Origin of the sequence: Streptomyces cylindrosporus, from assembly GCF_022698165.1 — a bacterium.
In the GTDB taxonomy this organism is placed as follows: Bacteria; Actinomycetota; Actinomycetes; order Streptomycetales; family Streptomycetaceae; genus Streptomyces; species Streptomyces cylindrosporus.
The window spans coordinates 120008-140767 of the sequence record NZ_JALDAY010000003.1; the positions used below are offsets into that span (position 1 = coordinate 120008).

The window sequence follows — 20760 nt, forward strand, 5'->3', positions numbered from 1 at the left end:
GGTCACACGGTAGTCAACGCCCCGCCCCCGCAAGCCGTGCCAGTCTCGTCGTCGCCAGGCTCTTCGCCTCGGCCAGCGGCGTCGTGCCGTCCGTCCGGGCGCGGTCGAGGAGCAGGCGTACCGTGTCGCCGATGGCCAGGACCCGCCGTACGGCCTCCTCGCGACCGATCTGGTCGACCTCGCGGCCCAGGGTGTACACGACCCCGCCCGCGCTCGCGACGAAGTCGGGCACCCACACGATGCCTCGGCCGGCCAGCGCCTCGGCCACCGAGTCGTCCGTGAGCTGGTTGTTGGCCGGGCCCACGACGAGACGTACGTCGAGTTCCGCGACCGTCTCCGGGCCGAGCACTCCCCCGACCGCGGCCGGCACGAGGACGTCCGCCGCGGTGGCGGGGACCTCCTCCGGGGCGAGCCAGGTGAGGCCCGATCGCAGTGCCGCGGCCCGCTTCGACTCGTCCACGTCGGACACCAGCACCCGCGCCCCGTCCCCCGCCAGCCCCGCGGCGACGCGGCTGCCGACGGAGCCGTAACCGCTGACGATCACGGACCGGCCGGCGAAGGAGGCCGTGCCGAAGACGTGCTCGGCGCCGGCGCGGAGGGCGGCGAGGACGCCCGTGGCCGTCGGGGTGCCGGAGTCGCCCGTGCCGCCGTGCTCCTCGGGCAGGCAGAAGACGTACGGGGTCGAGCGGCGCACCACCGCCATGTCGTCCGGGGTCGTCCCGATGTCGGGCCCGGCGTAGTAGGTGCCTTCGTGGGAGGCGATGAGCTCGCCCAGGTCGGCCAGGGCCGCCGCGCGCAACTGCGGTGTGACGTCGGTGTGCCGGTCGAGGGCCACCACCGTCTTGCCGCCGCCGAAGTCCAGCCCGGACGCGGCGCACTTGTAGGTCATCGCCTCGGACAGCCGCAGCGCGTCCGCGAGGCCGTCACGCCAACTCCCGTACCGGCGCAGGCGGATGCCGCCGACCGCCGGGCCCAGCGCGCGGGAGTGGATCGCGATGATCAGGGGCAGCCCGGACCGGGAGCCGCGGTGGACGGTCACCTCTTCGTGTTCGAGTGTTTGCGTCATGGCCGGGAGGTTAGGCAGATGTTCAGGGGTACGACCGAGGTCCCGAACAAAATTCGGGACCGAGCGCGAGAGGTGATCGTGGACGAACTTGATACGGCGATCCTGCGCCATCTGCAGGAGGATGCACGGCAGCCCAACCGGGCCATCGCGGAGAAGGTCGGGATCGCGCCCTCCACCTGTCTGGAGCGCATCCGGCTGCTGCGGCGGCGCGGGGTGATCCGCGGGTACCGCGCCGAGGTGGCACTGCCCGCGCTGAACCGGGGGGTGCAGGCCATGGTGGCCGCCACGGTCCGGCCGCCGAGCCGGCAAGTGGTGGCGGACTTCGAGCAGTCGGTCTCCCGGCTGCCCGAAGTCCTGTCCGTCTACACGATGGCGGGCACCGACGACTTCCTGGTGCATGTCGCGGTCCAGGACATCGAGCATCTGCACGCCTTCCTGCTCGACCGGTTCACCAACCGCCGCGAGATCTTCAGCTTCCGCTCGATGATCATCTACCAGCACCTGACCAACCCGGTGCTGGAGCCGCTGCCGCCGGCCCGCGTCACACGCTGAGCGCCGCCCGGACCGTCTGCTCGGAGCCGGTCCCGCCCTCCCCGGAGGAGGTGACACGGCCGGCCTCCAGGACGTAGTAGCGGTCGGCCGCTCGCATCGCGAACCCGACGTGCTGCTCGACGAGGAGGACCGACAGTCCGCCGCGCCGGGCCAGCTCGAGGACGGTCTCCTCGATCTCGGCGACCACGGACGGCTGGATGCCCTCGGTCGGTTCGTCGAGCAGCAGCAGCCGCGGCCGGGTCACCAGGGCGCGGGCGATGGCGAGTTGCTGCCGCTGGCCGCCGCTGAGCAACCCGGCCCGGCGGCCGGAGAGTTCGCGCAGGACGGGGAAGAGGTCGAGCGCCTCGGCGGTCGCCTCCTTGCCGTCCGCCCGTCCGTCGGCGACGAGTTGGAGGTTCTCGGCGGTGGTCAGGTGCGGGAAGGACTGCTGGCCCTGCGGTACGTAGGCCATGCCGCGGGCGACCCGCTGGTGCGGGGCGAGCCGGGTGATGTCCTCGCCGTCCAGCAGGATCGTGCCGCCCTTGGGCCTGATCAGGCCCATGGCGGTGCGCAGCAGGGTGCTCTTCCCGGCGCCGTTGTGCCCGAGGACGGTGGCGACACCGTCCTTCGGCACGGACACGGTGACGCCGTGCAGGACGGGCGTACGGTCGTATCCGGCCCGCAGGTCGGTCAGTTCCAGCATCGGGCTCACGCCTCCTCGGGGACGGGGACGGCGGCGGGCTCGGCGGCCCGGCCGAGGTAGACCTCCTGCACCTTGGCGTCGGCCTGCACCTCGGCGACGGTGCCCTCGCTGAGGACCTTGCCGGCGTGCAGGACGCTGACGCTGCGGGCGTAGGAGCGCATGAAGTCCATGTCGTGCTCGATGACGACGACGGTGCGGTCCTCGGCGACGCGTCGCAGCAGTTCGCCGGTGGCCTCGCGCTCCTCGTGGCTCATCCCGGCCACCGGCTCGTCCAGCAGCAGGAGCCGGACGTCCTGCACGAGCAGCATGCCGATCTCCAGCCACTGCTTCTGCCCGTGCGCGAGGATCCCGGCCGGGCGGTCGCGCAGCCCGGTCAGGCCGGTGGTCTCCAGTGCCCTGCTCACCGGCTCCGGCACGGACCCCCGGCGCCGCAGCATGGTGAGCGGACCGCGGCCGGCGCCGGCCGCGATGTCGAGGTTCTGAAGGACCGTCAACTCCTCGAAGACCGTGGCGGTCTGGAAGGTTCGTCCGATCCCGAGCCGGGCGATCCGATGCACCGGCCTGCCGAGCAGCTCCTGCCCGGCGAACCGCACCGAACCGCTCGCCCTGACGAGACCGGTGACGGCGTCGACCAGGGTGGTCTTCCCGGCGCCGTTCGGCCCGATCAGGAACCGCAGGTCGCCGGGGCCGATGTCGAGGTCCACGCCGTCGACCGCGGTGAATCCGTCGAAGCTGACCCGCAGGTCGCGGACGGTGAGCCCCTCGCCGCTCATGCCGCCTCCCCCGCCATCACAACCACCTTTTCCTCCTTGGGAGTTGCCGGAGTACGACGCCTGCGCAGGACCGTCCCCAGCGAGGCGAGGCCGCCCGGCAGGAAGCCGACCGCCAGCACGAACAGCAGGCCCTGGAGGTACGTCCACGCGGCCGGGAACTCGTCGGACAGCGTGCTCTGCGCCCAGGCCACGGCGATCGCCCCGAGCACCGCGCCGACCAGCGAGGCCCGGCCGCCGACCGCGGCGCCGATCACGAAGCCGATGGACGGCACGATCCCGATCAGCGCCGGGGAGATGATTCCCACGGCGGGCACGAACAGCGCGCCCGCCAGTCCGGCCATGCCCGCGGCGACGACGTACGCGACGAGCTTGACGTTCGCCGGGTCGTAGCCGAGGAAGCGCACCCGCTCCTCCGAGTCCCGTACGGCGACCAGGAGTTCGCCGTAGCGGCTGACGAACAGCTGGCGGGCCAGGGCCATCAGCAGGAGCAGGACGGCGGCGATGACGAAGTACACCATCCGCTGGTTGACGGGGTCGTCCAGCGAGTAGCCGAAGAAGCCCTGGATGTCGGTGAGTCCGTTCGTGCCGCCCGTGGTGGCCTGCTGGCCGATCAGCCAGATGGACAGGGCGGCCGCGAGGGCCTGGCTGAGGATCGCGAAGTAGGCGCCCTTCACCCGGCGGCGGAAGACGAGGAAGCCGACCAGCGCGGCGACCGCCATCGGCAGCAGAACGGTCATGGCGAGCGCGAAGGCCGGGTTCGCGAACGGCTTCCACCACCAGGGCAGGGCGTCCGAAGTGCCGTACAGCTGCATGAAGTCGGGGATCTTCTCGCCGGTGTCGGCCGCGTCGGCGAGCTTGAGGTGCATGGCCATGGCGTAGCCGCCGAGGCCGAAGAAGACGCCCTGGCCGAGGACCATGAGGCCGCCGCGGCCCCAGGCGAGGCTGACGCCGACCGCGACGATGGCGTAGCAGAGGTACTTGGCGAGCAGGGAGAGGCGGAAGTCGGAGAGGGCGACGGGGGCGATGCCGAGGAGCAGGACCGCGCCGAGGAGGAAGGCGCCGGGGACGCGGAGGCGTTCGGTGATCGTCTTCATGCCAGGCTCCGGGTGCGCAGGGTGTACAGGCCCTGGGGCCGCCACTGGAGGAAGGCGACGATCGCCACGAGCACGCCGACCTTCGCGACGCTGACCGTCGTCGAGTACTCCAGGACCGACTGCAGGACGCCGAGCGCGAACGCCGTGATGACGGCGCCCCTCAGCTGTCCGATGCCGCCGACGACCACGACCAGGAAGGCGTCGACGATGTAGTTGGTGCCCATGGTCGGGCCGATCGGGCCGACCAGGGTGAGCGCGACGCCGGCCACGCCCGCGAGGCCCGAGCCGATGAAGAAAGTGACCCGGTCGACGCGGCCGGTCGCGATGCCGGAGACCTCGGCGAGGTCGCGGTTCTGCACGACGGCCCGGATCCGGCGGCCGAGCGGGGTGAACCGCAGGACGAGGGTGAGGCCGAGGACACACAGCAGGGCCAACCCCAGTATGAACAGACGGTTGTTGGCGAAGGTGACACCGCCGGCCGAGATGTTGCCGGTCAGCAGGTCGGGTGCGGCGGTCTGCACGTTCGGGGCGCCGAACACGTCCCGGGCCAGCTGCTGGAGCATCAGCGAGACGCCCCAGGTGACCAGCAGGGTGTCCAGCGGGCGGGTGTACAGGCGGCGGATGAGCAGCCATTCGAGCAGCGCTCCCATGGCTCCCGCGACCAGGAAGGCCAGCGGCAGGGCGACGAGCAACGAGAGGCCGGCGCTGCTGATGGACTTCTGCAGGACGTACGTCGTGTAGGCACCGGCCATGATGAACTCGCCGTGCGCCATGTTGATCACGCCCATCTGCCCGAAGGTGAGGGTCAGGCCGAGGGCGATGAGCAGCAGGACGGCACCGATGCTGATGCCGGTGAAGGACTGGTTGAGGACGACCGTCATGAAGCGGCTCCGAAAGGCTCCGGGTCGAGAGGGTGAGGAGGTGACGGAGGGTCAGGACAGGGCCGAGGCCCAGGAGTAGCCCTTCAGGTAGGGGTCCGGCTTGATCGGCTTGCCCGAGTTCCAGACCTCCTCGATGAGGCCGTCGGAGCCGACCTTGCCGATCCGGGCCGTCTTGTAGACGTGCTGGGAGGCGCCGTCGACGGTGACCGTGCCCTCGGGGGCGTCGAAGGTGATGCCGTCGCTCGCCGCCTTCACCTTGGCGACGTCGAAGGAGCCGGCCTTCTCGACCATCTCCTTCCACAGGTAGAGGGAGATGTAGGCGGCCTCCATCGGGTCGGAGGTCGGCTTGTCCTTGCCGTAGGCGGCCTGGTAGGCGGCGACGAACTTCTTGTTGGCCGCGCCCGGGGTGGTCTCGTAGTAGTTCCAGGCGGTCAACTGGCCTTCCAGGTACTGCGTTCCGATGCTCTTGACCTCCTCCTCGGCGATGGAGACGGAGAGCACCGGCAGGCTCTTGGCGGTGAGGCCCGCGGACTTGTACTCCTTGAAGAAGGCCACGTTGCTGTCGCCGTTGAGGGTGTTGAACACGGCGTCGGCGCCCGCGCCCTTCACCTTGTTGACGATCGTGCTGAACTCCGTCGAGCCGAGCGGCGCGTAGTCCTCGCCGACCACCTTCATGCCCTTGGCCTCCGCGTACGCCTTGATGATCTTGTTGGCGGTGCGCGGGAAGACGTAGTCGCTGCCGACGAGGTAGAGGCGGGTCAGGCCCTGCTTCTTGAGGTAGTCGAGGGCGGGCACGATCTGTTGGTTGGTGGTGGCGCCGATGTAGAAGATGTACGGCGACTCCTCCAGGCCCTCGTACTGCACCGGGTAGAACAGCAGCGACTTGTAGCGCTCGAAGACCGGCTTGACGGCCTTGCGGCTGGCGGAGGTCCAGCAGCCGAAGGTGGCCACGACCTTGTCGTCCTTGATCAGGGCCTCGGCCTTCTCGGCGAAGGTCGGCCAGTCGGAGGCGCCGTCCTGGCTGATGGGCTTGAGCTTCTTCCCCAGGACGCCGCCGGAGGCGTTGATCTCCTTCACGGCGAGCAACAGCGAGTTGTGGACGGTGACTTCGCTGATCGCCATGGTCCCGGAGAGCGAGTTCAGCAGACCCACCTTCACGGTGCTGCCGGAGGTGTCCGCCTTGGCGCCGGCGTCGGACGAGGTGCCGGAGCCGGTCTTGGCGCCGCACGCGGTGAGCGCCGCGGACGCGCCGAGGGCGGAGGCGCCGTACAGAAGACCGCGTCTGCTGATACTGAGCCCGGACATGCGAATACCTCCTTGCCCGAAGGCAGAGTGAAAAGGATCGTGAATTCGGGAGGGGAAATGCGGGCGCGCACTTGGGGGTTGAGCTGCGGAAGCGCGGTCCACAGACTGCGCCGGAGCTGTTTCCCCCGCGTTTCACCGCCATTGATGAACCGTTGCGATACTTTCTCCAGGAAGCATTTATTACGGCTCGGCGTGATCGCGGGTACGCTGGCGAACACCCCACCGTGGACCCGTTGTTGCGAGGAGTGCGATGGCGAACCGGCCCCAGGAACTGCTCCTGCTGCTCACCCGGGCCGAGCGCCTGTCCGCACGCCGGGTGGAGCAGGTGCTGGCGGAGTTCGACTGCTCGGTGGAGGAGTGGCGGGTGCTGGCGCTGCTCTCGGACGGCCAGGGGCACAACATGACGGCGATCGCCGACTGCGCCTTCCTGCCGCCGCCGAGCCTGACCAAGCTGGTGGACCGCCTGGTCGACCAGAACCTGGTCTACCGGCGCACGGATCCGGTCGACCGCCGCCGTATCCTCGCCCAACTCACCCCGCGCGGACGGGAGTTCTGGCAGCGGATCGATCGCCGGGTGCGCGCGGAGCTGGCACCGCTGCTCGACCCGGAGGACGGCGAGCAGCTGCGGGTTCTGCTGGAGCGGCTCGCCGGGACCCTGGACGGCGGGGGTGCGGTCACAACAGGTCGTACGGGGAACGGAGTTGGGCGAGCACGGTGAAGTCGAGGCCGTCCGCCTGGGCGAGGTAGATGCGCTGGCGGGCGTGCCGGCCGTCGAGGCCGATCAGTCCGCGCGGGCCTTCGTAGGAGACGTTCGCGGCGGCCGCGTCGATCGCGGACACGTCCAGCGTGCGGGCCCGTTCGACGAGCGCGGCGAGCAGCAGCACACCCTCGTAGCAGGACTCGCCGAGGCTGCCGGGTACGGGCGCGTCGGCGCCGTACCGGTCGGCGTAGCTGCCGTGGAAGTCCATGCTGTTGCGGTCGGCGAGCGAGGTGAAGAATCCGGCCGTGCTGAACAGGTCGGCGGTGGCCTCGGGGCCGCTGGCCAGCAGCATGTTCTCGTCCATGAGAGTGCTGAGCCGCAGACAGCGCTGGTCGAGGCCCGCGGCGGCGTAGGCGCGGTTGAAGCGGACGGCGTCGCTGCCGACCAGCAGCATGAGCACGGCGTCGGCGTCGGTGCGCTCGATACGGCGCATCACCTCGCCGAACTCCTCGGTACCCAGCGGGAGATAGGCCTCGCCGCAGACCCGGCCCCGGCACTCGCGGACGTAACGGCGGGCCGCGCGGGCGGTGCGCCGCGGCCACACGTAGTCGTTGCCGACGACGAACCAGCGCCGCACGCCCCGCGCCTCGGCCAGCAGCCGCATGGCAGGCAGGAGCTGCCAGGCCGGGGTCTCGCTGGTCAGGTAGACGCCCTCGGTGTTCTCGCCGCCCTCGTACAGGGCCGTGTAGACGTACGGCACCCGGTGCGCGATCCGCGGCGCGACCGCCTGCCGTACGGACGAGATGTGCCAGCCGGTGACGCCCTGCACCACTCCCGTCTCCACCAACGCCGCGACCTGCCCGGCGACTTCGGCAGGCGCCGCGCCGCCGTCGACCTCGACCAGCCGGAGCTCGCGCCCGAGCACCCCGCCCGCCCTGTTGACCTCCTCGGCGGCGAGGCGGGCGCAGGACTCGCAGGTGGGGCCGAAGATTCCGGCGGGCCCCCGCATCGGGTACACGAGCGCGACGTTCAGCGCCGAGTCGTCGGCCGTGAACCAGTCGGGGGCGGGCAGGCGGGGCGGCGGCCGGTGCATGGGCACATGATGGCAGGGGGCGGCGCGGTCGGACGGGGCGCGGCCGGGTCCGCGCCAGGGCTGGAATTCCATGATCCGGTGCGGGTGGCCGGCCCGCATATCCCCGGGAAAGAGCCGTTTGCGGTGCCCGTCCCACTGAACAGTGTGAAAATGAGACATGGCCGGATTCCGCGGCCGCCTGCGCTCCGCGCTGAGCGCACGCACGCCGGCCCGACAGGCCTTCGTGCTGCGGGCGGCGATCGTGGTGCTCCTGGTCGTCGCCGCGGTGGTCGCCGTGCTGCTGCAGGTGGGAGCCGACAGCGAGCGTGAGGCCCGCGACCGGTCCCTCGCGGTCGCCCAGACCCTCGCGAACGCGCCGGGCATCTCCGAGGCCCTGGCGCGCCCCGATCCGTCCGCCGCGCCGCACTCTGTCGTCGTGATGACCGAGGCGGCGGGCCCGTCGACGCGGGCCGGGGTGACCCTGGCGAGCGTGCGCGGCGCGATCGAGCACCGGCTGCCCGTGCTCGTCGTCTCGGCGCTCGCCGCCCTGGCCCTCGCCACCGCGGGAACGGCCCTGGTCAGCAGGCGGCTGCGGAACCAGACACGCGGACTGGAGCCCGCCGAGACGACTCGGATGTACGACCATCACGACGCGGTCCTGCACGCCGTGCGGGAGGGCGTGCTGATCCTCGACGGCGAGGGCCGGCTGGCGCTGGCCAACGACGAGGCGCGCCGGCTGCTGGGCCTGGGGCCGGACGCGGAGGGGCGGCCCGTCCTCGACCTGGGCATCACCCCTGACCTGGCGCGACTGTTCTCCTCGGGGCGCAACGCCACCGACGAGGTGCACCTGGCGCGCGGCCGGCTGCTCGCGGTCAGCCAGCGGGCCACCGACGTGGACGGCAGCCCGTCCGGCAGTGTCGCCACCCTGCGGGACACCACCGAGCTGGAGGCCCTCACCGGCCGGGCGGACGTGGCGCAGGAGCGGCTGAAGCTGCTCTACGACGCCGGCCTGGAGATCGGCACCCGGCTCGACGTGCGGCTGACCTGCCAGGAGCTGGCCGACTTCGCCGTGCCGCGGTTCGCGGACTTCGTCACCGTCGACCTGGCGGATCCGGTGCTGCGGGGCGAGGAGCCGTGGGAGGACGCCACGGACATGCGGCGGGTGGCGTTCCGCGGGGTGCGGGAGGGCAGCCCGTTCTACCCCGCCGGGCGGCTGATCCACTTCGTCCCGGCCACCCCGCAGGCCTCCGGCTACACGGCCGGCGAGAGCGTGCTGGAGGCGGACATGGGCGCCTACTCCGGCTGGCAGGCGCAGGACCCCGAACGGGCGCGCAGGCTCGTGGAGTTCGGGATCCACTCGATGATCGCGGTGCCGCTGCCGGCCCGCGGGGTCGTCATGGGCGTGGCCACCTTCTGGCGCGCCGACGAGCCCACGCCCTTCCAGCGCGAGGACGTCGCCCTCGCCGAGGAGCTGGTCGCCCGCGCCGCCGTCAGCATCGACAACGCCCGCCGCTACACCCGCGAGCACACCATGGCCGCCACCCTGCAACGCAGCCTGCTGCCGCGGGGGGTGCCCGAGCAGAGCGCCCTGGACGTGGCCTACCGCTACCTGCCCGCGCAGGCGGCGCAGGGCGGGGTCGGCGGGGACTGGTTCGACGTGATCCCGCTGCCCGGGGCGCGGGTGGCGCTGGTGGTCGGGGACGTCGTCGGGCACGGGCTGCACGCGGCGGCGACCATGGGCCGGCTGCGCACCGCCGTGCACAACTTCTCCTCCCTGGACCTGCCGCCCGACGAACTCCTTTGGCGGCTCGACGAGTTGGTCGCCCGCATCGACCAGGACGAGAGCGACGACGAGACGGCCGCGCCGGTCACCGGAGCCACCTGTCTGTACGCCGTCTACGACCCCGGCACCGGCCGGTGCGCCCTCTCCCGCGCCGGCCACCTCGAACCCGCCCTCGTCCACCCCGACGGCAGCGTGGAGTTCCCGGTGGTTCCCGGCGGGCCCCCGCTGGGCCTGGGCGGCAGCCTGCCCTTCGAGGCGACCGAGCTGCGGCTGCCCGAGGGCAGCGGGCTGGTGCTGTACACCGACGGGCTGGTCGAGGACCACGGCCGGGACATCGACGAGGGGCTCGAGCTGCTGCGCGGCGCGCTCGGACGCGGGAACCGCAGCCCCGAGGCGACCTGCCGGGCGGTGCTCGCGGCCCTGGTGCCCGAGCGGCCCCGCGACGACATCGCGCTGGTCGTGGCCCGCACCCGTCGGCTCGGCGCGGACCGCAGCGCGGTCTGGGACGTGCCGACCGATCCGTCCGAGGTAGGCCGGGTTCGTACGGCGGCCGCCCGCACGCTGGAGGAGTGGGGTCTCGCGGACGAGGCCTTCACCACCGAGCTGATCCTCAGCGAGCTGGTCACCAACGCCATCCGCCATGCGAACGGCCCGGTCCGGGTGCGTCTGATCCGTGACCGCACCCTGATCTGCGAGGTCTCCGACGGCAGCAGCACCGCCCCGCACCTGCGCCGCGCGGCAGGCACCGACGAGGGCGGCCGGGGGCTGTTCCTGGTCGCCCAGTTCGCCGAGCGCGGGTAGGGCGTCCGGTAGGCGCGGGCCTCACCACGTCAGATTCAGGGCCTGCGGAGAGCGGTGGATCAACGTCGGGCGCATGGTGACCGGGTGGTCCTCAGCCAGCCGCAGACCGGGCAGACGGCGGGTCAACTCCTGCAGGGTGAGGCGGAGTTGCTCGCGGGCCAGCTGAGAGCCGGGGCAGCCGTGCACGCCGAGACCGAAGGCGAGGTGACGTTCGGGGGTGCGGGTGATGTCGAAGTCGTCCGGGTGCGGGTGGCGGTCGGGGTCGCGGTTGGCGCCGCCGAAGGCGAGGAACAGGCTCGCGCCGGGCGGGAGTTCGGTGCCGGCCAGGGTGACCGGGCCGGTGGTGACGCGGCGGAAGCCCTGCAGGGCGCTGTCGTAGCGGGCGGCCTCCTCCACGGCCGCCGGTATCCGCTCCGGCTCGGCACACAGCAACTCCCACTGCCAGGGGTGCCGGAGCAGGTGCAGCACGGTCGTACCGATCAGCGCGGTGGTGGTCAGGTGCCCGGCGAGCAGCAGGTTCTGGAGGTGGGCGACGATTTCGTGCCGGTGCTCCAGGGTCAGTTCACCGTCACCGTCACCGACGACCGACCTGACCAGCTCGGTGCACAGGTCGTCGCGGGGCTCGGCGTGCCGCTCGCGCGCGTACCGCTCCAGGATGACCTGCATCGCGACCGCGTCCTCGGCCGCGGCGATCTGCTCCTGCTCCGGCAGCGGACGGAACAGCAGTTCCTCGGCGCGGTTTCCGCCGTGCACGACGGCGGGCACGTCGGCCGGATCGAGGCCGACGACGCGGCCGATGACCTCGCCGGGGAGCTTCCCAGCGTACGCCGACATCAGCTCGACCCGGCCGTCCTTCACGAAGCCGTCGACCAGGGCGGCGGCCCGCTCGGCGGCGTACGGCAGCACGGCGGCGACGCGCGCCGGCGACAGGCCGCGGACGATCGGCGCCCGTAACTGCTGGTGCCGGGCGCCGTCGGCGGTGACGACGACGGGCCGCCCGCCGAACCCGCCGCCGAGGACGGCGAGGGCGGCGGGCGCGGGCATGACGTCGGGGATCAGGGCGTTCGCCGAGGAGAACTCCCGCGGGCGGCGCAGGACTTCCCGTACGTCGGCGTCCCGGGCGACCAGCCAGGCGTCGAGTTCCGCGACGAACGTGAGCCCCTCGGCCTGCCGGGCGCGCTCGTAGTGCGGATACGGATCACGCTGCAACTCGTCGCGCCTGCCGAGCAGTTGACGGTCCACGGGTCACCCTCCGGCCGACGGCGGTGTGGTCGCGCTCATGGTGCCGTACGGGTGTGCGGTGCGGTAGGTGCCGGTGTCCTACCGGTCCCGTCAGAACACCACCGACCATCCCTCCTGGGCCGCCTGCTCCGCGGTGTACGAGACGCCGTGCACCTTCAGGCCCGCCGCGTCCAGGAGGGTGATCTCGCCGCCGCGGTTGCCCAGTTGGGCGCCGCCCGCGAGTGGCACGGTCAGGCAGGCGCCCGGGGCGAGCGGGCCGGCCGGAGTGACCGCGGAGGACTGGCCGATGCGGTCCACGATCCGCCAGCCGGTGAGGTCGACCGCGGACGGCGAGGCGTTGATCAGCGTGACCGTCTCCGCCTCGGGCGCCGGGCCGGGCGGGTTGACGAGCGCCGCGACGATACGGACCGACTGGGCGCCCGGTTCGGGCTTGCCGGGCTCGACGTTGTCGAGGGCGTGCCCGGTGGCGTCGTCGGTGTGCCAGGACTGGCTCTGGAAGGCGAGGAAGATGCCGACCCAGCGGCCGTCCGCGGGGAAGTGCAGCAGGATCCCGCCGTCCTGCCACACCCCGTCGTCCCCGTGGAACTTCGGGCTGTTGCCCTGGTTCATGTGGATGTCGTGCACGCCGTTGCCGGGCAGGAAGCCGAACACCTTGTCCTTGACGGTCGGTTCGGGCCCGAAGCGCTCGCCGAAAACGTACAGCCGGGCCTCCTGGTCCGCGACGGCACGGCGTACGTAGTGGTCGAGGACGTCGGCCAGGTCGTTGTCCGGCCCCGAGCGGTCCGGCGGCAGGGTGCGCAGCTTCGCCGGGTCGAAGAGGTTGCCGCGGACGAAGTCGAGGTTGGGTCCGCCGGGCCCGGGCGGCAGCGTGTTCCAGCCGCTCGGCAGGCCTTCGAGGCGGGCCGTGAGGGGGTGCCTGAAGTCCTCGTCGACCAGGTAGAGCAGCTCGGAGGGCCGCTCCTGGGAGAGGACGTTGACGGCGGCCCGGTAGTGCGTGCCGGCGTCGTCGGTGAGGTGGATCTGGTAGTGCGGTGTGTCCTTGGCGCCCTCGCGCCGGGTGTCGACCGCGCGCGTGATGAGCACGCCGTAGGCCTTGAGCGGCATGACGTCCAACTTCCCCCGGGGGCAGGCGGATTGCCCGCCCATGGAGGGAATCGTAATGGGATGACACTTATGTCACCCCAGTCTTGCGCCATTCCACCGGCACCGTCCTGTCTACGCCTTCCGCGTATGACATCGCTGGGCCAAGTGCGTGACGCCTCGGTGAACAGCCCTCTGAGCAGCCGGAATTCCCTACGATTCGTCACGTGGTCAACTTCCTCCTCGAACGCACGGTGCCGCTCCCCCTCCCCGAGGCCTGGCGCCGCCTCACGGAGTGGCCCCGCCACGGCGAGGTGGTCCCGCTCACCCGTGTCACGGTCTCCACTCCCCCGCCCGCCGGAGTGGGCACGCTCGTCGTGACCCGCTCGGGCCTCGGCCCGCTCTCCTTCGAGGACCCGATGGAGGTCACGGTGTGGCGGCCGCCGGCGGAGGACGAGCCCGGGCTGTGCCGGCTGGAGAAGCGCGGGCGGGTGGTGACGGGCTGGGCCGAGATCGAGGTACGGCCCGGGCCCGGGGGCCGCAGCCGGGTGGTCTGGCGGGAGGAACTGGCGGTGCGGTGGCTGCCGAGGCTCTTCGACCCGCTGCTGCGGAGTGCGGCGGTGTACGTGTTCGGGAGAGCGGCGAACCGGCTGCTCCGAATGCCCTGAGCGACACACAGGCCGGTTCACACCCCGGCACCCGGGCGCTCAGGCTCCGGCACCGGTGACGGCTCACGCCCCCAGCAACCGCCCCGCCTCCCCCACCACCACCGGCAGCACCGCCTCCGGGTCCTCCGCTCGGGCCAGCAGCATGCCGGCCTCGCACAGGGCGCCGAAGACGAGCTGGCAGCGGGCGGTGAGGGCGGTGTCCGGGGTGCCGCCGTCGGCGCGGACCGCGTCCTCCATCGCGGCGCGCAGGACGCGCAGCGCATAGCCGTACTCGATCTCGCGGACCTCCTCCCAGCCGAGGACGGACGGCCCGTCGAGCAGGACGATCCGCCGGAAGGCGGGGTCGAGGCAGTGCTCCAGGAAGGTGCGGGCGCCGGCCAGCAGCGCGGCGCGCGGGTCGGGTGCGGCGGCGCCGGCCTCGGCCAGGGCGTCGGCGAGGCGTTCCTGGTGCCGTACGAAGACCGCCCTGAACAGGGCCGTCTTGCCGGCCGGGAAGTGGTGGTACGCGGCACCCTTGGTGACCCCGGCCGCCGCCGCGACCGCGTCAAGGGACGCGGCCGCGTAGCCGTTGCGCCCGAACAACTCCTCCGCCGCCGCCACCAGTTGGGCGGTGGTGGTGCCGGAACGCTCGGCCTGGGTGCGCCGGACCATGTGGATCGTCAACTCCCTTGACAGGCATACCGGGGGTACGTAACTTAGCCGATCCGGTTGCATACCCTCGGTATGGAAGTGAGCCGAGCCATGACGGCACAGGCATCGCACCACGAGTCCCGGAACACACCTCTCTTCGCGGTCTACGGCGCCAACGGACACACCGGGCGTCTGGTCGCGACCGAACTCCTCGCCCGCGGCGGGGAGTTGATCCTCGCCGGCCGCAACGAGCGGGCGCTGCGCGCGCTCGCGGACGAGCTGGGCGGCGAGCGAGTCCGCGTCCACCCCGCGTCGGTCGACGACCGACCCGCGCTGCGCGCGCTCGCCGAGAGCGCGGACGTCATCGTCCACTGCGCGGGCCCGTTCACGAACACGGCCGAGCCGGTGGCCGGCGCGGCAGCCGAGACCGGCACGGCCTACGTCGACCACGCGATCGAGCCGCACCCGGTCAAGCACCTCTTCGACGACCTCCAGGCCACCGCCGAACGCACCGGCGCCGTCCTCATCCCCCAGATGAGCTTCTACGGCGGCCTCGGCGACCTCCTCGCCGCCGTCGCCGCCTCCGGCCTGCCCGACGTGGACAAGGTCACCGTCGGCTACGCGGTCACCGGCTGGCGGATGACCCAGGGGGCGGTGAACACGGCGAACCTGCTGATCGGCGAGATCGACCGGATCGGCTTCCGCGACGGCGCCCAGGTGATCGGGCCGGTGGAGATCCGCAACGCGGTCTTCCCCTTCCCGCCCCCGGTGGGCCCGCGCACGACGATCGTGCCGTTCCCCTCGGGCGAGGTCGTCACCATCCCCCGGCATGTCCCCGCCCGCACGGTCGAGGTCCAGCTCACCGCCTCGACGTTCGAGGAGGAGCAGATCTTCACCAGCGTCGACGCGAGCCCCGAGGATCGGGCCCGCACCGAGTTCACGGTCGCGGTCCAGGTGACGGCGGCCGGCGGGGGCGGGCGCAACGCGCACGTGCGCGGGCGGGACATCTGGCGGGCGGGCGCGGTGGCCTCGGTGGAGGCGGCAGTACGGCTCGCCCACGGCGAAGGGCCCGGAAAGTCGGGGGTGTTGAGCGCGGCCGAGGCGTTCCCGGCCCGGCCCTTCCTCGAACGGCTCGCGGAACTGGGCACGTTCACGGCCACGCTGCCGCCGGACTGAGGCGGCGTCAGGCCACCGATCCGATCCGCCGGGCCGGCAGTGACGTCGGGTCGTGGTGGATCGGCGTGTGCGCGCCGGTGAGCGAGACGCCGCTGCCGCCGCGCCGGGCCGCGACGATCTCCGAGGCGATCGACAGGGCCGTCTCCTCGGGCGTACGGGCGCCGAGGTCGAGGCCGATCGGGGAGCGCAGCCGGGCCAGCTCCAGCTCGGTGACGCCTACTTCGCGCAGGCGGTCGTTGCGCTCCAGGTGGGTGCGGCGGGAGCCCATCGCGCCGACGTAGGCGACGGGCAGGCGCAGCGCCAGCCGGAGCAGGGGGACGTCGAACTTGGCGTCGTGGGTGAGGACGCACAGGACGGTCCGGCCGTCGACCCGCGTGCGCTCCAGGTACTTGTGGGGCCACTCGACGACGATCTCGTCGGCCTCCGGGAAACGGGTCCGCGTGGCGAACACCGGGCGGGCGTCGCACACCGTCACGTGGTGGCCGAGGAACTTGCCGATCCTGACCAGCGCCGAGGCGAAGTCGATCGCGCCGAAGACGATCATCCGGGGCGGCGGGACGGAGGACTCGACCAGGACCGTGAGCGGTGCTCCGCAACGAGAGCCCTGCTCTCCGATCTCCAGGGTGCCGGTGCGGCCCGCGTCGAGGAAGGCGGAGGCCTCGGCGGCGACCGTGCGGTCCAGCTCCGGATGCGCGCCGAAGCCGCCCTCGTACGAGCCGTCGTACGAGCCCTCGGGGCTCACCAGCAGGGCGCGGCCGAGGAGTTCGGCCGGTCCCGAGACGATCCGCGCCACCGCCGCCGCCTCCCCACGAGCGGCGGCGGCGAGCGCGGACGCGAGCACCGGCCGGGCCGGATCCGCGGCCCGTAGCGGTGTGACGAGGATGTCGATGACGCCGCCGCAGGTCAGGCCGACGGCGAAGGCGTCCTCGTCGCTGTACCCGAAGCGCTCCAGGACGGTTTCGCCGTCCGCGAGGGCCTGCCGGCACAGCTCGTACACGGCGCCCTCCACGCAGCCGCCGGAGACCGAGCCGATCGCCGTGCCGTCGGCGTCCACCGCGAGGGCGGCGCCGGGCTGGCGGGGTGCGCTGCCGCCGACGGCCACCACGGTGGCGACGGCGAAGTCGCGTCCCTGCTCGACCCACCGGTTGAGCTCCTCGGCGATGTCCAGCATCTCTCGGTCTCCTTAACAGCGGTTGCGGGGAAGGTACTTGGGCGGGCGGCTAGTGCACGCCCAGCCAGCTCTCAATGGGATTGAGGGCGAAATAGACCAGGAAGATCACTGTCAGGCCCCACATGAAGGCACCGATCTCCCGGGCCTTGCCCTGGGCGAGCTTGATGGCGACGTAGGAGATGACCCCGGCCGCGACGCCCGCGGTGATCGAGTACGTGAACGGCATGATCACGACGGTGAGGAAGACCGGGATCGCGGTGGCGCGGTCGGCCCAGTCCACATGGCGGGCGTTCATCATCATCATGGCGCCGATGACCACCAGGGCCGCGGCGGCGACCTCGCCGGGGACGATCGCCGTCAGCGGGGTGAAGAAGAGGCAGGCCGCGAAGAACAGCCCGGTGACGACGGAGGAGAGGCCGGTACGGGCTCCCTCGCCGACTCCGGTCGCGGACTCGACGAACACGGTCTGGCCGGAGGCGCCTGCGACGCCGCCGATCGCGCCGCCCGCGCCGTCGATGAACAGCGCCTTGGACAGGCCCGGCATCCGGCCCTGCTCGTCGGCGAGCTTGGCCTCGGTGCCGACGCCGATGATGGTGGCCATGGCGTCGAAGAAGCCGGCGAGCACGAGCGTGAACACGATCATGCCGACCGTCATCGCGCCGACGTTGCCCCAGCCGCCGAACTCGACCTTGCCGAAGATCGAGAAGTCCGGCATGGAGACCGCGCTGCCGTGCAGCTCGGGAGCGCCGCTCGCCCACTGCTTCGGGTCGATGACACCGAGCGCGTTGAGGGCGACGGAGACCACGGTGCCGCCGACGATGCCGATGAGGATCGCGCCGGGGACGCCCCGCGCCTGGAGCATGAAGATGACCAGGAGCGTGGCGGCGAAGAGCAGCACCGGCCAGCCGGCGAGTTCACCGGTCGGGCCGAGGGTGACCGGGGTCGCCTTGCCCTGGTGCACGAAGCCCGCCTTCACCAGGCCGATCAGCGCGACGAACAGGCCGATACCCATGGTGATCGCGTGCTTGAGCGCGAGCGGGATCGCGTTCATGATCATCTCGCGCAGGCCGGTGACGACCAGCAGCATGATGACCACGCCGTACATCACGCACATGCCCATGGCCTGCGGCCAGGTCATCTGGGGCGCGACCTGCGACGAGAGCACACCGGAGACGGACAGGCCGGCGGCGAGCGCGAGGGGCACCTTGCCGAAGAAGCCCATGAGCAGGGTGGTGAAGGCCGCCGCGAACGCGGTCGCGGTGATGAGGGCCTTCTGCCCGAGCGTGTCCCCGGCCACGTCCTTGCCGGACAGGATCAGGGGGTTGAGCAGGAGGATGTACGCCATCGCCATGAAGGTGGTGACGCCGCCGCGCACCTCGCGCGCGACCGTGGACCCTCGCTGGGATATGTGGAAGTACCGGTCGAGCCACGAACGTCCGGCGGGGACACGGCTGCCCGTGCCCGCTTCCTCCGAGACGGTCTGCGGCTCCAGTGACTGCTGGGTCATGTGGGCCTACTCCCAAGGTTCAAAGGGGCACCCGCGAACTGCGAACCGCAGTGTGTGGTGCGGGATTTGGGATGGTGCTTCGGCCGCACGACCCGGGGGACGGCCCGAGACGAACGAACTGGCTGCTCCGGGCGGCACGTCGAAGTGTGACGTTCCCGTGCCGCCCGGAGGGTCTTGGTTACGCCTTGCCCGTGAGGTGCTCCGGGCGTACCGGCGTCCTGTTCAGCTCCAGGCCCGTCGCGTTGCGGATCGCCGCGAGGACAGCGGGAGTCGAGGACAGGGTCGGTGCCTCGCCGATGCCGCGCAGCCCGTACGGGGCGTGCTCGTCGGCGAGTTCGAGCACGTCGACCGGGATGATCGGCGTGTCGAGGATGGTCGGGAGCAGGTAGTCCGTGAAGGACGGGTTCCTGACCTTGGCGGTCTTGGGGTCGACGATGATCTCCTCCATCACCGCGATGCCCATGCCCTGGAGGGTGCCGCCCTGGATCTGGCCGAGGACGGAGAGCGGGTTGAGCGCCTTGCCGACGTCCTGGGCGCAGGCCAGCTCGATCACCTTGACCAGGCCGAGCTCGGTGTCGACCTCGACGACGGCGCGGTGCGCGGCGAAGGAGTACTGGACATGGCCGTTGCCCTGGCCGGTGCGCAGGTCGAAGGCCTCGGTCGGGCGGTGCCGCCACTCCCTCTCCAGCTCGACGACCTCGCCCTCCAGGACGTCCGCCAGGTCGGCGAGGACCTCGCCGCCGTCGGTGACGACCTTGCCGCCCTCCAGTAGCAGCTCGGCGGTGGCCCAGGCCGGGTGGTACGTGCCGAACTTGCGCCGGCCGATCTCCAGCACCTGCTCGCGGACGAGCTCGCAGGCGTTCTTCACGGCGCCACCGGTGACGTACGTCTGACGCGACGCGGACGTCGAACCGGCGCTGCCCACCTGGGTGTCGGCGGGGTGGATGGTGACCTGCGAGACGCCCAGCTCGGTGCGGGCGATCTGCGCGTGGACGGTGACACCGCCCTGGCCGACCTCCGCCATCGCGGTGTGCACGGTCGCGACGGCCTCGCCGCCGACGACCTCCATGCGCACCTTGGCGGTCGAGTAGTCGTCGAAGCCCTCGGAGAAGCCGACGTTCTTGATGCCGACCGCGTAGCCGATGCCACGTACGACGCCTTCGCCGTGGGTGGTGTTGGACAGACCGCCCGGCAGCTGCCGTACGTCCGCGCCCTCGCTGGACTCCCACTGGCGCTCCGGGGGGAGCGGCATCGACTTGACGCGGCGCAGGAGTTCGGCGACCGGGGCCGGCGAGTCGACCGGCTGCCCGGTCGGCATGATCGTGCCCTGCTCCATGGCGTTGAGCTGCCGGAACTCCACCGGGTCCATGCCCAGCTTCTTGGCCAGCTTGTCCATCTGCGCCTCGTAGGCGAAGCACGCCTGGACCGCGCCGAAGCCGCGCATCGCGCCGCAGGGCGGGTTGTTGGTGTAGAGGGCGATGGCCTCGATGTCGACGTCGTCGATGACGTACGGGCCGACGGAGAGCGAGGAGGCGTTGCCGACGACGGCCGGGGAGGCGGAGGCGTAGGCGCCGCCGTCCAGGACGATCCGGCACTTCATGTGCGTGAGCTTGCCGTCCTTCGTGGCCCCGTGCTCGTAGTACAGCTTCGCCGGGTGGCGGTGGACGTGTCCGAAGAAGGACTCGAAGCGGTTGTAGACGATCTTGACGGGCTTGCCCGTGCGCATCGCGAGCAGGCAGGCGTGGATCTGCATCGACAGGTCCTCGCGGCCGCCGAACGCGCCGCCGACGCCGGCCAGCGTCATCCGCACCTTCTCCTCGGGCAGGCCGAGGACGGGCGCGATCTGGCGCAGGTCGGAGTGGAGCCACTGGGTGGCGATGTAGAGGTGGACGCCGCCGTCCTCCTCCGGCACCGCGAGGCCGGACTCGGGGCCGAGGAAGGCCTGGTCCTGCATGCCGAAGGTGTACTCGCCCTCGACGATCACGTCGGCCCGCTTGCGGGCCTCCTCCACGTCGCCGCGGATGATCGGCTGGCGGTGCACGATGTTCGGGTGCGGGACGTGCCCGATGTGGTGGTCGTCGCGGCCCTCGTGGACGAGGATCGCGTCCGGCGCGGTCGCGGAGGCCTCGTCGGTGATGACGGGCAGCTCGCGGTACTCCACCTTGATCTTGGCGGCGGCGCGGCGCGCGGTCTCCGGGTGGTCGGCGGCGACGATGGCGACGGGCTCGCCGTGGTGGCGTACCTTGCCGTGCGCGAGGACCGGGGTGTCCTGGATCTCCAGGCCGTAGTTCTTCATCTCGGCCGGCAGGTCGTCGTACGTCATGACGGCGTAGACGCCCGCGGTCTTCAGCGCCTCGCTCGTGTCGATCGAGACGATCTCGGCGTGCGCGACGGTGGAGCGGAGGATCTGGCCCCAGAGCATGTCCTCGTGCCACATGTCGGACGAGTACGCGAACTCGCCGGTGACCTTGAGGGTGCCGTCCGGTCGGAGCGTGGACTCGCCGATGCCGCCCTTGGTCTGGGAACCCTGGGTGACCTTGGTGGGAGTGCCGATGGGAGCGCCGTTGCTGGGCATCG

18 protein-coding genes are annotated in these 20760 nt (G+C 71.8%); 5 read left to right on the forward strand and 13 right to left on the reverse strand.

Annotated elements, in window-relative coordinates; translation table 11 throughout:
* Positions 1-13 precede the first annotated feature (13 nt).
* Positions 14-1066, reverse strand: coding sequence for a Glu/Leu/Phe/Val dehydrogenase dimerization domain-containing protein (locus MQP27_RS10020; RefSeq protein ID WP_242764030.1), 1053 nt, complete (start codon positions 1064-1066; stop codon positions 14-16).
* 78 nt (positions 1067-1144) lie between these two features.
* On the opposite strand from MQP27_RS10020, the gene MQP27_RS10025 reads away from it, so the two are divergent.
* Positions 1145-1618: an Lrp/AsnC family transcriptional regulator gene (locus tag MQP27_RS10025; protein ID WP_242764032.1), complete on the forward strand. Its 474-nt coding sequence runs from the start codon at positions 1145-1147 to the stop codon at positions 1616-1618.
* On the opposite strand, the gene urtE is transcribed toward MQP27_RS10025, so the two are convergent.
* From urtE to urtA, 5 genes are read right to left on the reverse strand one after another with little or no spacing between them, the layout of a single operon-like run.
* Positions 1608-2300, reverse strand: coding sequence for an urea ABC transporter ATP-binding subunit UrtE (urtE, locus tag MQP27_RS10030; RefSeq protein ID WP_242765054.1), 693 nt, complete (start codon positions 2298-2300; stop codon positions 1608-1610). The genes MQP27_RS10025 and urtE overlap by 11 nt on opposite strands.
* Positions 2301-2305: 5 nt before the next feature.
* Entirely contained in the window at positions 2306-3073 is a 768-nt protein-coding gene (urtD, locus tag MQP27_RS10035; protein WP_242764035.1) for an urea ABC transporter ATP-binding protein UrtD, read from the reverse strand.
* The gene (urtC, locus tag MQP27_RS10040) at positions 3070-4167 is read right to left on the reverse strand and encodes an urea ABC transporter permease subunit UrtC (protein WP_242764037.1); all 1098 of its coding nucleotides are present in this window, start codon (positions 4165-4167) and stop codon (positions 3070-3072) included. The genes urtD and urtC overlap by 4 nt, the downstream gene beginning before the upstream one ends.
* Positions 4164-5048 (reverse strand): urea ABC transporter permease subunit UrtB, encoded by an 885-nt coding sequence (gene urtB, locus MQP27_RS10045; protein ID WP_242764039.1) that lies wholly within the window; start codon positions 5046-5048, stop codon positions 4164-4166. The genes urtC and urtB overlap by 4 nt, the downstream gene beginning before the upstream one ends.
* A gap of 51 nt (positions 5049-5099) precedes the next feature.
* Positions 5100-6353: an urea ABC transporter substrate-binding protein gene (gene urtA, locus MQP27_RS10050; protein ID WP_242764041.1), complete on the reverse strand. Its 1254-nt coding sequence runs from the start codon at positions 6351-6353 to the stop codon at positions 5100-5102.
* Positions 6354-6603: 250 nt separating this feature from the next.
* Between urtA and MQP27_RS10055 the strand changes: the two genes are divergently transcribed.
* Entirely contained in the window at positions 6604-7071 is a 468-nt protein-coding gene (locus tag MQP27_RS10055; RefSeq protein WP_242764043.1) for a MarR family winged helix-turn-helix transcriptional regulator, read from the forward strand.
* Here the strand turns inward: MQP27_RS10055 and MQP27_RS10060 are convergent.
* Positions 7028-8146 carry a substrate-binding domain-containing protein gene (locus MQP27_RS10060; protein WP_242764045.1) on the reverse strand — a complete coding sequence of 373 codons (1119 nt, stop codon included), beginning with the start codon at positions 8144-8146 and terminating at the stop codon, positions 7028-7030. The genes MQP27_RS10055 and MQP27_RS10060 overlap by 44 nt on opposite strands.
* Positions 8147-8303: 157 nt before the next feature.
* On the opposite strand from MQP27_RS10060, the gene MQP27_RS10065 reads away from it, so the two are divergent.
* Positions 8304-10709 carry a SpoIIE family protein phosphatase/ATP-binding protein gene (locus MQP27_RS10065; RefSeq protein WP_242764048.1) on the forward strand — a complete coding sequence of 802 codons (2406 nt, stop codon included), beginning with the start codon at positions 8304-8306 and terminating at the stop codon, positions 10707-10709.
* A gap of 21 nt (positions 10710-10730) precedes the next feature.
* Here MQP27_RS10065 and MQP27_RS10070 read toward each other — a convergent pair whose 3' ends face one another.
* Complete coding sequence (locus MQP27_RS10070) at positions 10731-11951, reverse strand: cytochrome P450 (RefSeq protein WP_242764050.1); 1221 nt, start codon at positions 11949-11951, stop codon at positions 10731-10733.
* A 90-nt stretch (positions 11952-12041) separates the two neighbouring features.
* Positions 12042-13055 (reverse strand): DUF2278 family protein, encoded by a 1014-nt coding sequence (locus MQP27_RS10075; protein WP_242765056.1) that lies wholly within the window; start codon positions 13053-13055, stop codon positions 12042-12044.
* A 203-nt stretch (positions 13056-13258) separates the two neighbouring features.
* On the opposite strand from MQP27_RS10075, the gene MQP27_RS10080 reads away from it, so the two are divergent.
* Positions 13259-13699 (forward strand): SRPBCC family protein, encoded by a 441-nt coding sequence (locus MQP27_RS10080; RefSeq protein ID WP_242764052.1) that lies wholly within the window; start codon positions 13259-13261, stop codon positions 13697-13699.
* Positions 13700-13762: 63 nt separating this feature from the next.
* Here MQP27_RS10080 and MQP27_RS10085 read toward each other — a convergent pair whose 3' ends face one another.
* Entirely contained in the window at positions 13763-14350 is a 588-nt protein-coding gene (locus tag MQP27_RS10085) for a TetR/AcrR family transcriptional regulator (RefSeq protein WP_242764054.1), read from the reverse strand.
* Positions 14351-14440: 90 nt separating this feature from the next.
* Here MQP27_RS10085 and MQP27_RS10090 point away from each other — a divergent pair, with 90 nt between their 5' ends.
* Complete coding sequence (locus tag MQP27_RS10090; RefSeq protein ID WP_242764056.1) at positions 14441-15505, forward strand: saccharopine dehydrogenase NADP-binding domain-containing protein; 1065 nt, start codon at positions 14441-14443, stop codon at positions 15503-15505.
* 7 nt (positions 15506-15512) lie between these two features.
* On the opposite strand, the gene MQP27_RS10095 is transcribed toward MQP27_RS10090, so the two are convergent.
* The 3 genes from MQP27_RS10095 to MQP27_RS10105 all read right to left on the reverse strand — a co-directional run bounded on the left by MQP27_RS10095 (position 15513) and on the right by MQP27_RS10105 (position 20758).
* Positions 15513-16676, reverse strand: a complete 1164-nt coding sequence (locus tag MQP27_RS10095; RefSeq protein WP_242764058.1) for an XdhC family protein — start codon at positions 16674-16676, stop codon at positions 15513-15515.
* A 49-nt stretch (positions 16677-16725) separates the two neighbouring features.
* Positions 16726-18183 carry an NCS2 family permease gene (locus MQP27_RS10100; protein ID WP_242764060.1) on the reverse strand — a complete coding sequence of 486 codons (1458 nt, stop codon included), beginning with the start codon at positions 18181-18183 and terminating at the stop codon, positions 16726-16728.
* Positions 18184-18361: 178 nt separating this feature from the next.
* The gene (locus tag MQP27_RS10105) at positions 18362-20758 is read right to left on the reverse strand and encodes a xanthine dehydrogenase family protein molybdopterin-binding subunit (protein WP_242764062.1); all 2397 of its coding nucleotides are present in this window, start codon (positions 20756-20758) and stop codon (positions 18362-18364) included.
* Between the last annotated feature and the right edge of the window lie 2 nt (positions 20759-20760).

Coding starts and splice junctions, on each gene's coding strand:
- MQP27_RS10095 (WP_242764058.1), bottom strand. CDS start 16,676: ATGCTGGACATCGCCGAGGAGCTCAACCGGTGGGTCGAGCAGGGACGC.
- urtD (WP_242764035.1), bottom strand. CDS start 3,073: ATGAGCGGCGAGGGGCTCACCGTCCGCGACCTGCGGGTCAGCTTCGAC.
- MQP27_RS10090 (WP_242764056.1), top strand. CDS start 14,441: ATGACGGCACAGGCATCGCACCACGAGTCCCGGAACACACCTCTCTTC.
- urtA (WP_242764041.1), bottom strand. CDS start 6,353: ATGTCCGGGCTCAGTATCAGCAGACGCGGTCTTCTGTACGGCGCCTCC.
- urtB (WP_242764039.1), bottom strand. CDS start 5,048: ATGACGGTCGTCCTCAACCAGTCCTTCACCGGCATCAGCATCGGTGCC.
- MQP27_RS10055 (WP_242764043.1), top strand. CDS start 6,604: ATGGCGAACCGGCCCCAGGAACTGCTCCTGCTGCTCACCCGGGCCGAG.
- MQP27_RS10085 (WP_242764054.1), bottom strand. CDS start 14,350: ATGGTCCGGCGCACCCAGGCCGAGCGTTCCGGCACCACCACCGCCCAA.
- MQP27_RS10105 (WP_242764062.1), bottom strand. CDS start 20,758: ATGCCCAGCAACGGCGCTCCCATCGGCACTCCCACCAAGGTCACCCAG.
- urtE (WP_242765054.1), bottom strand. CDS start 2,300: ATGCTGGAACTGACCGACCTGCGGGCCGGATACGACCGTACGCCCGTC.
- MQP27_RS10060 (WP_242764045.1), bottom strand. CDS start 8,146: ATGCACCGGCCGCCGCCCCGCCTGCCCGCCCCCGACTGGTTCACGGCC.
- MQP27_RS10075 (WP_242765056.1), bottom strand. CDS start 13,055: ATGCCGCTCAAGGCCTACGGCGTGCTCATCACGCGCGCGGTCGACACC.
- MQP27_RS10100 (WP_242764060.1), bottom strand. CDS start 18,183: ATGACCCAGCAGTCACTGGAGCCGCAGACCGTCTCGGAGGAAGCGGGC.
- MQP27_RS10020 (WP_242764030.1), bottom strand. CDS start 1,066: ATGACGCAAACACTCGAACACGAAGAGGTGACCGTCCACCGCGGCTCC.
- urtC (WP_242764037.1), bottom strand. CDS start 4,167: ATGAAGACGATCACCGAACGCCTCCGCGTCCCCGGCGCCTTCCTCCTC.
- MQP27_RS10065 (WP_242764048.1), top strand. CDS start 8,304: ATGGCCGGATTCCGCGGCCGCCTGCGCTCCGCGCTGAGCGCACGCACG.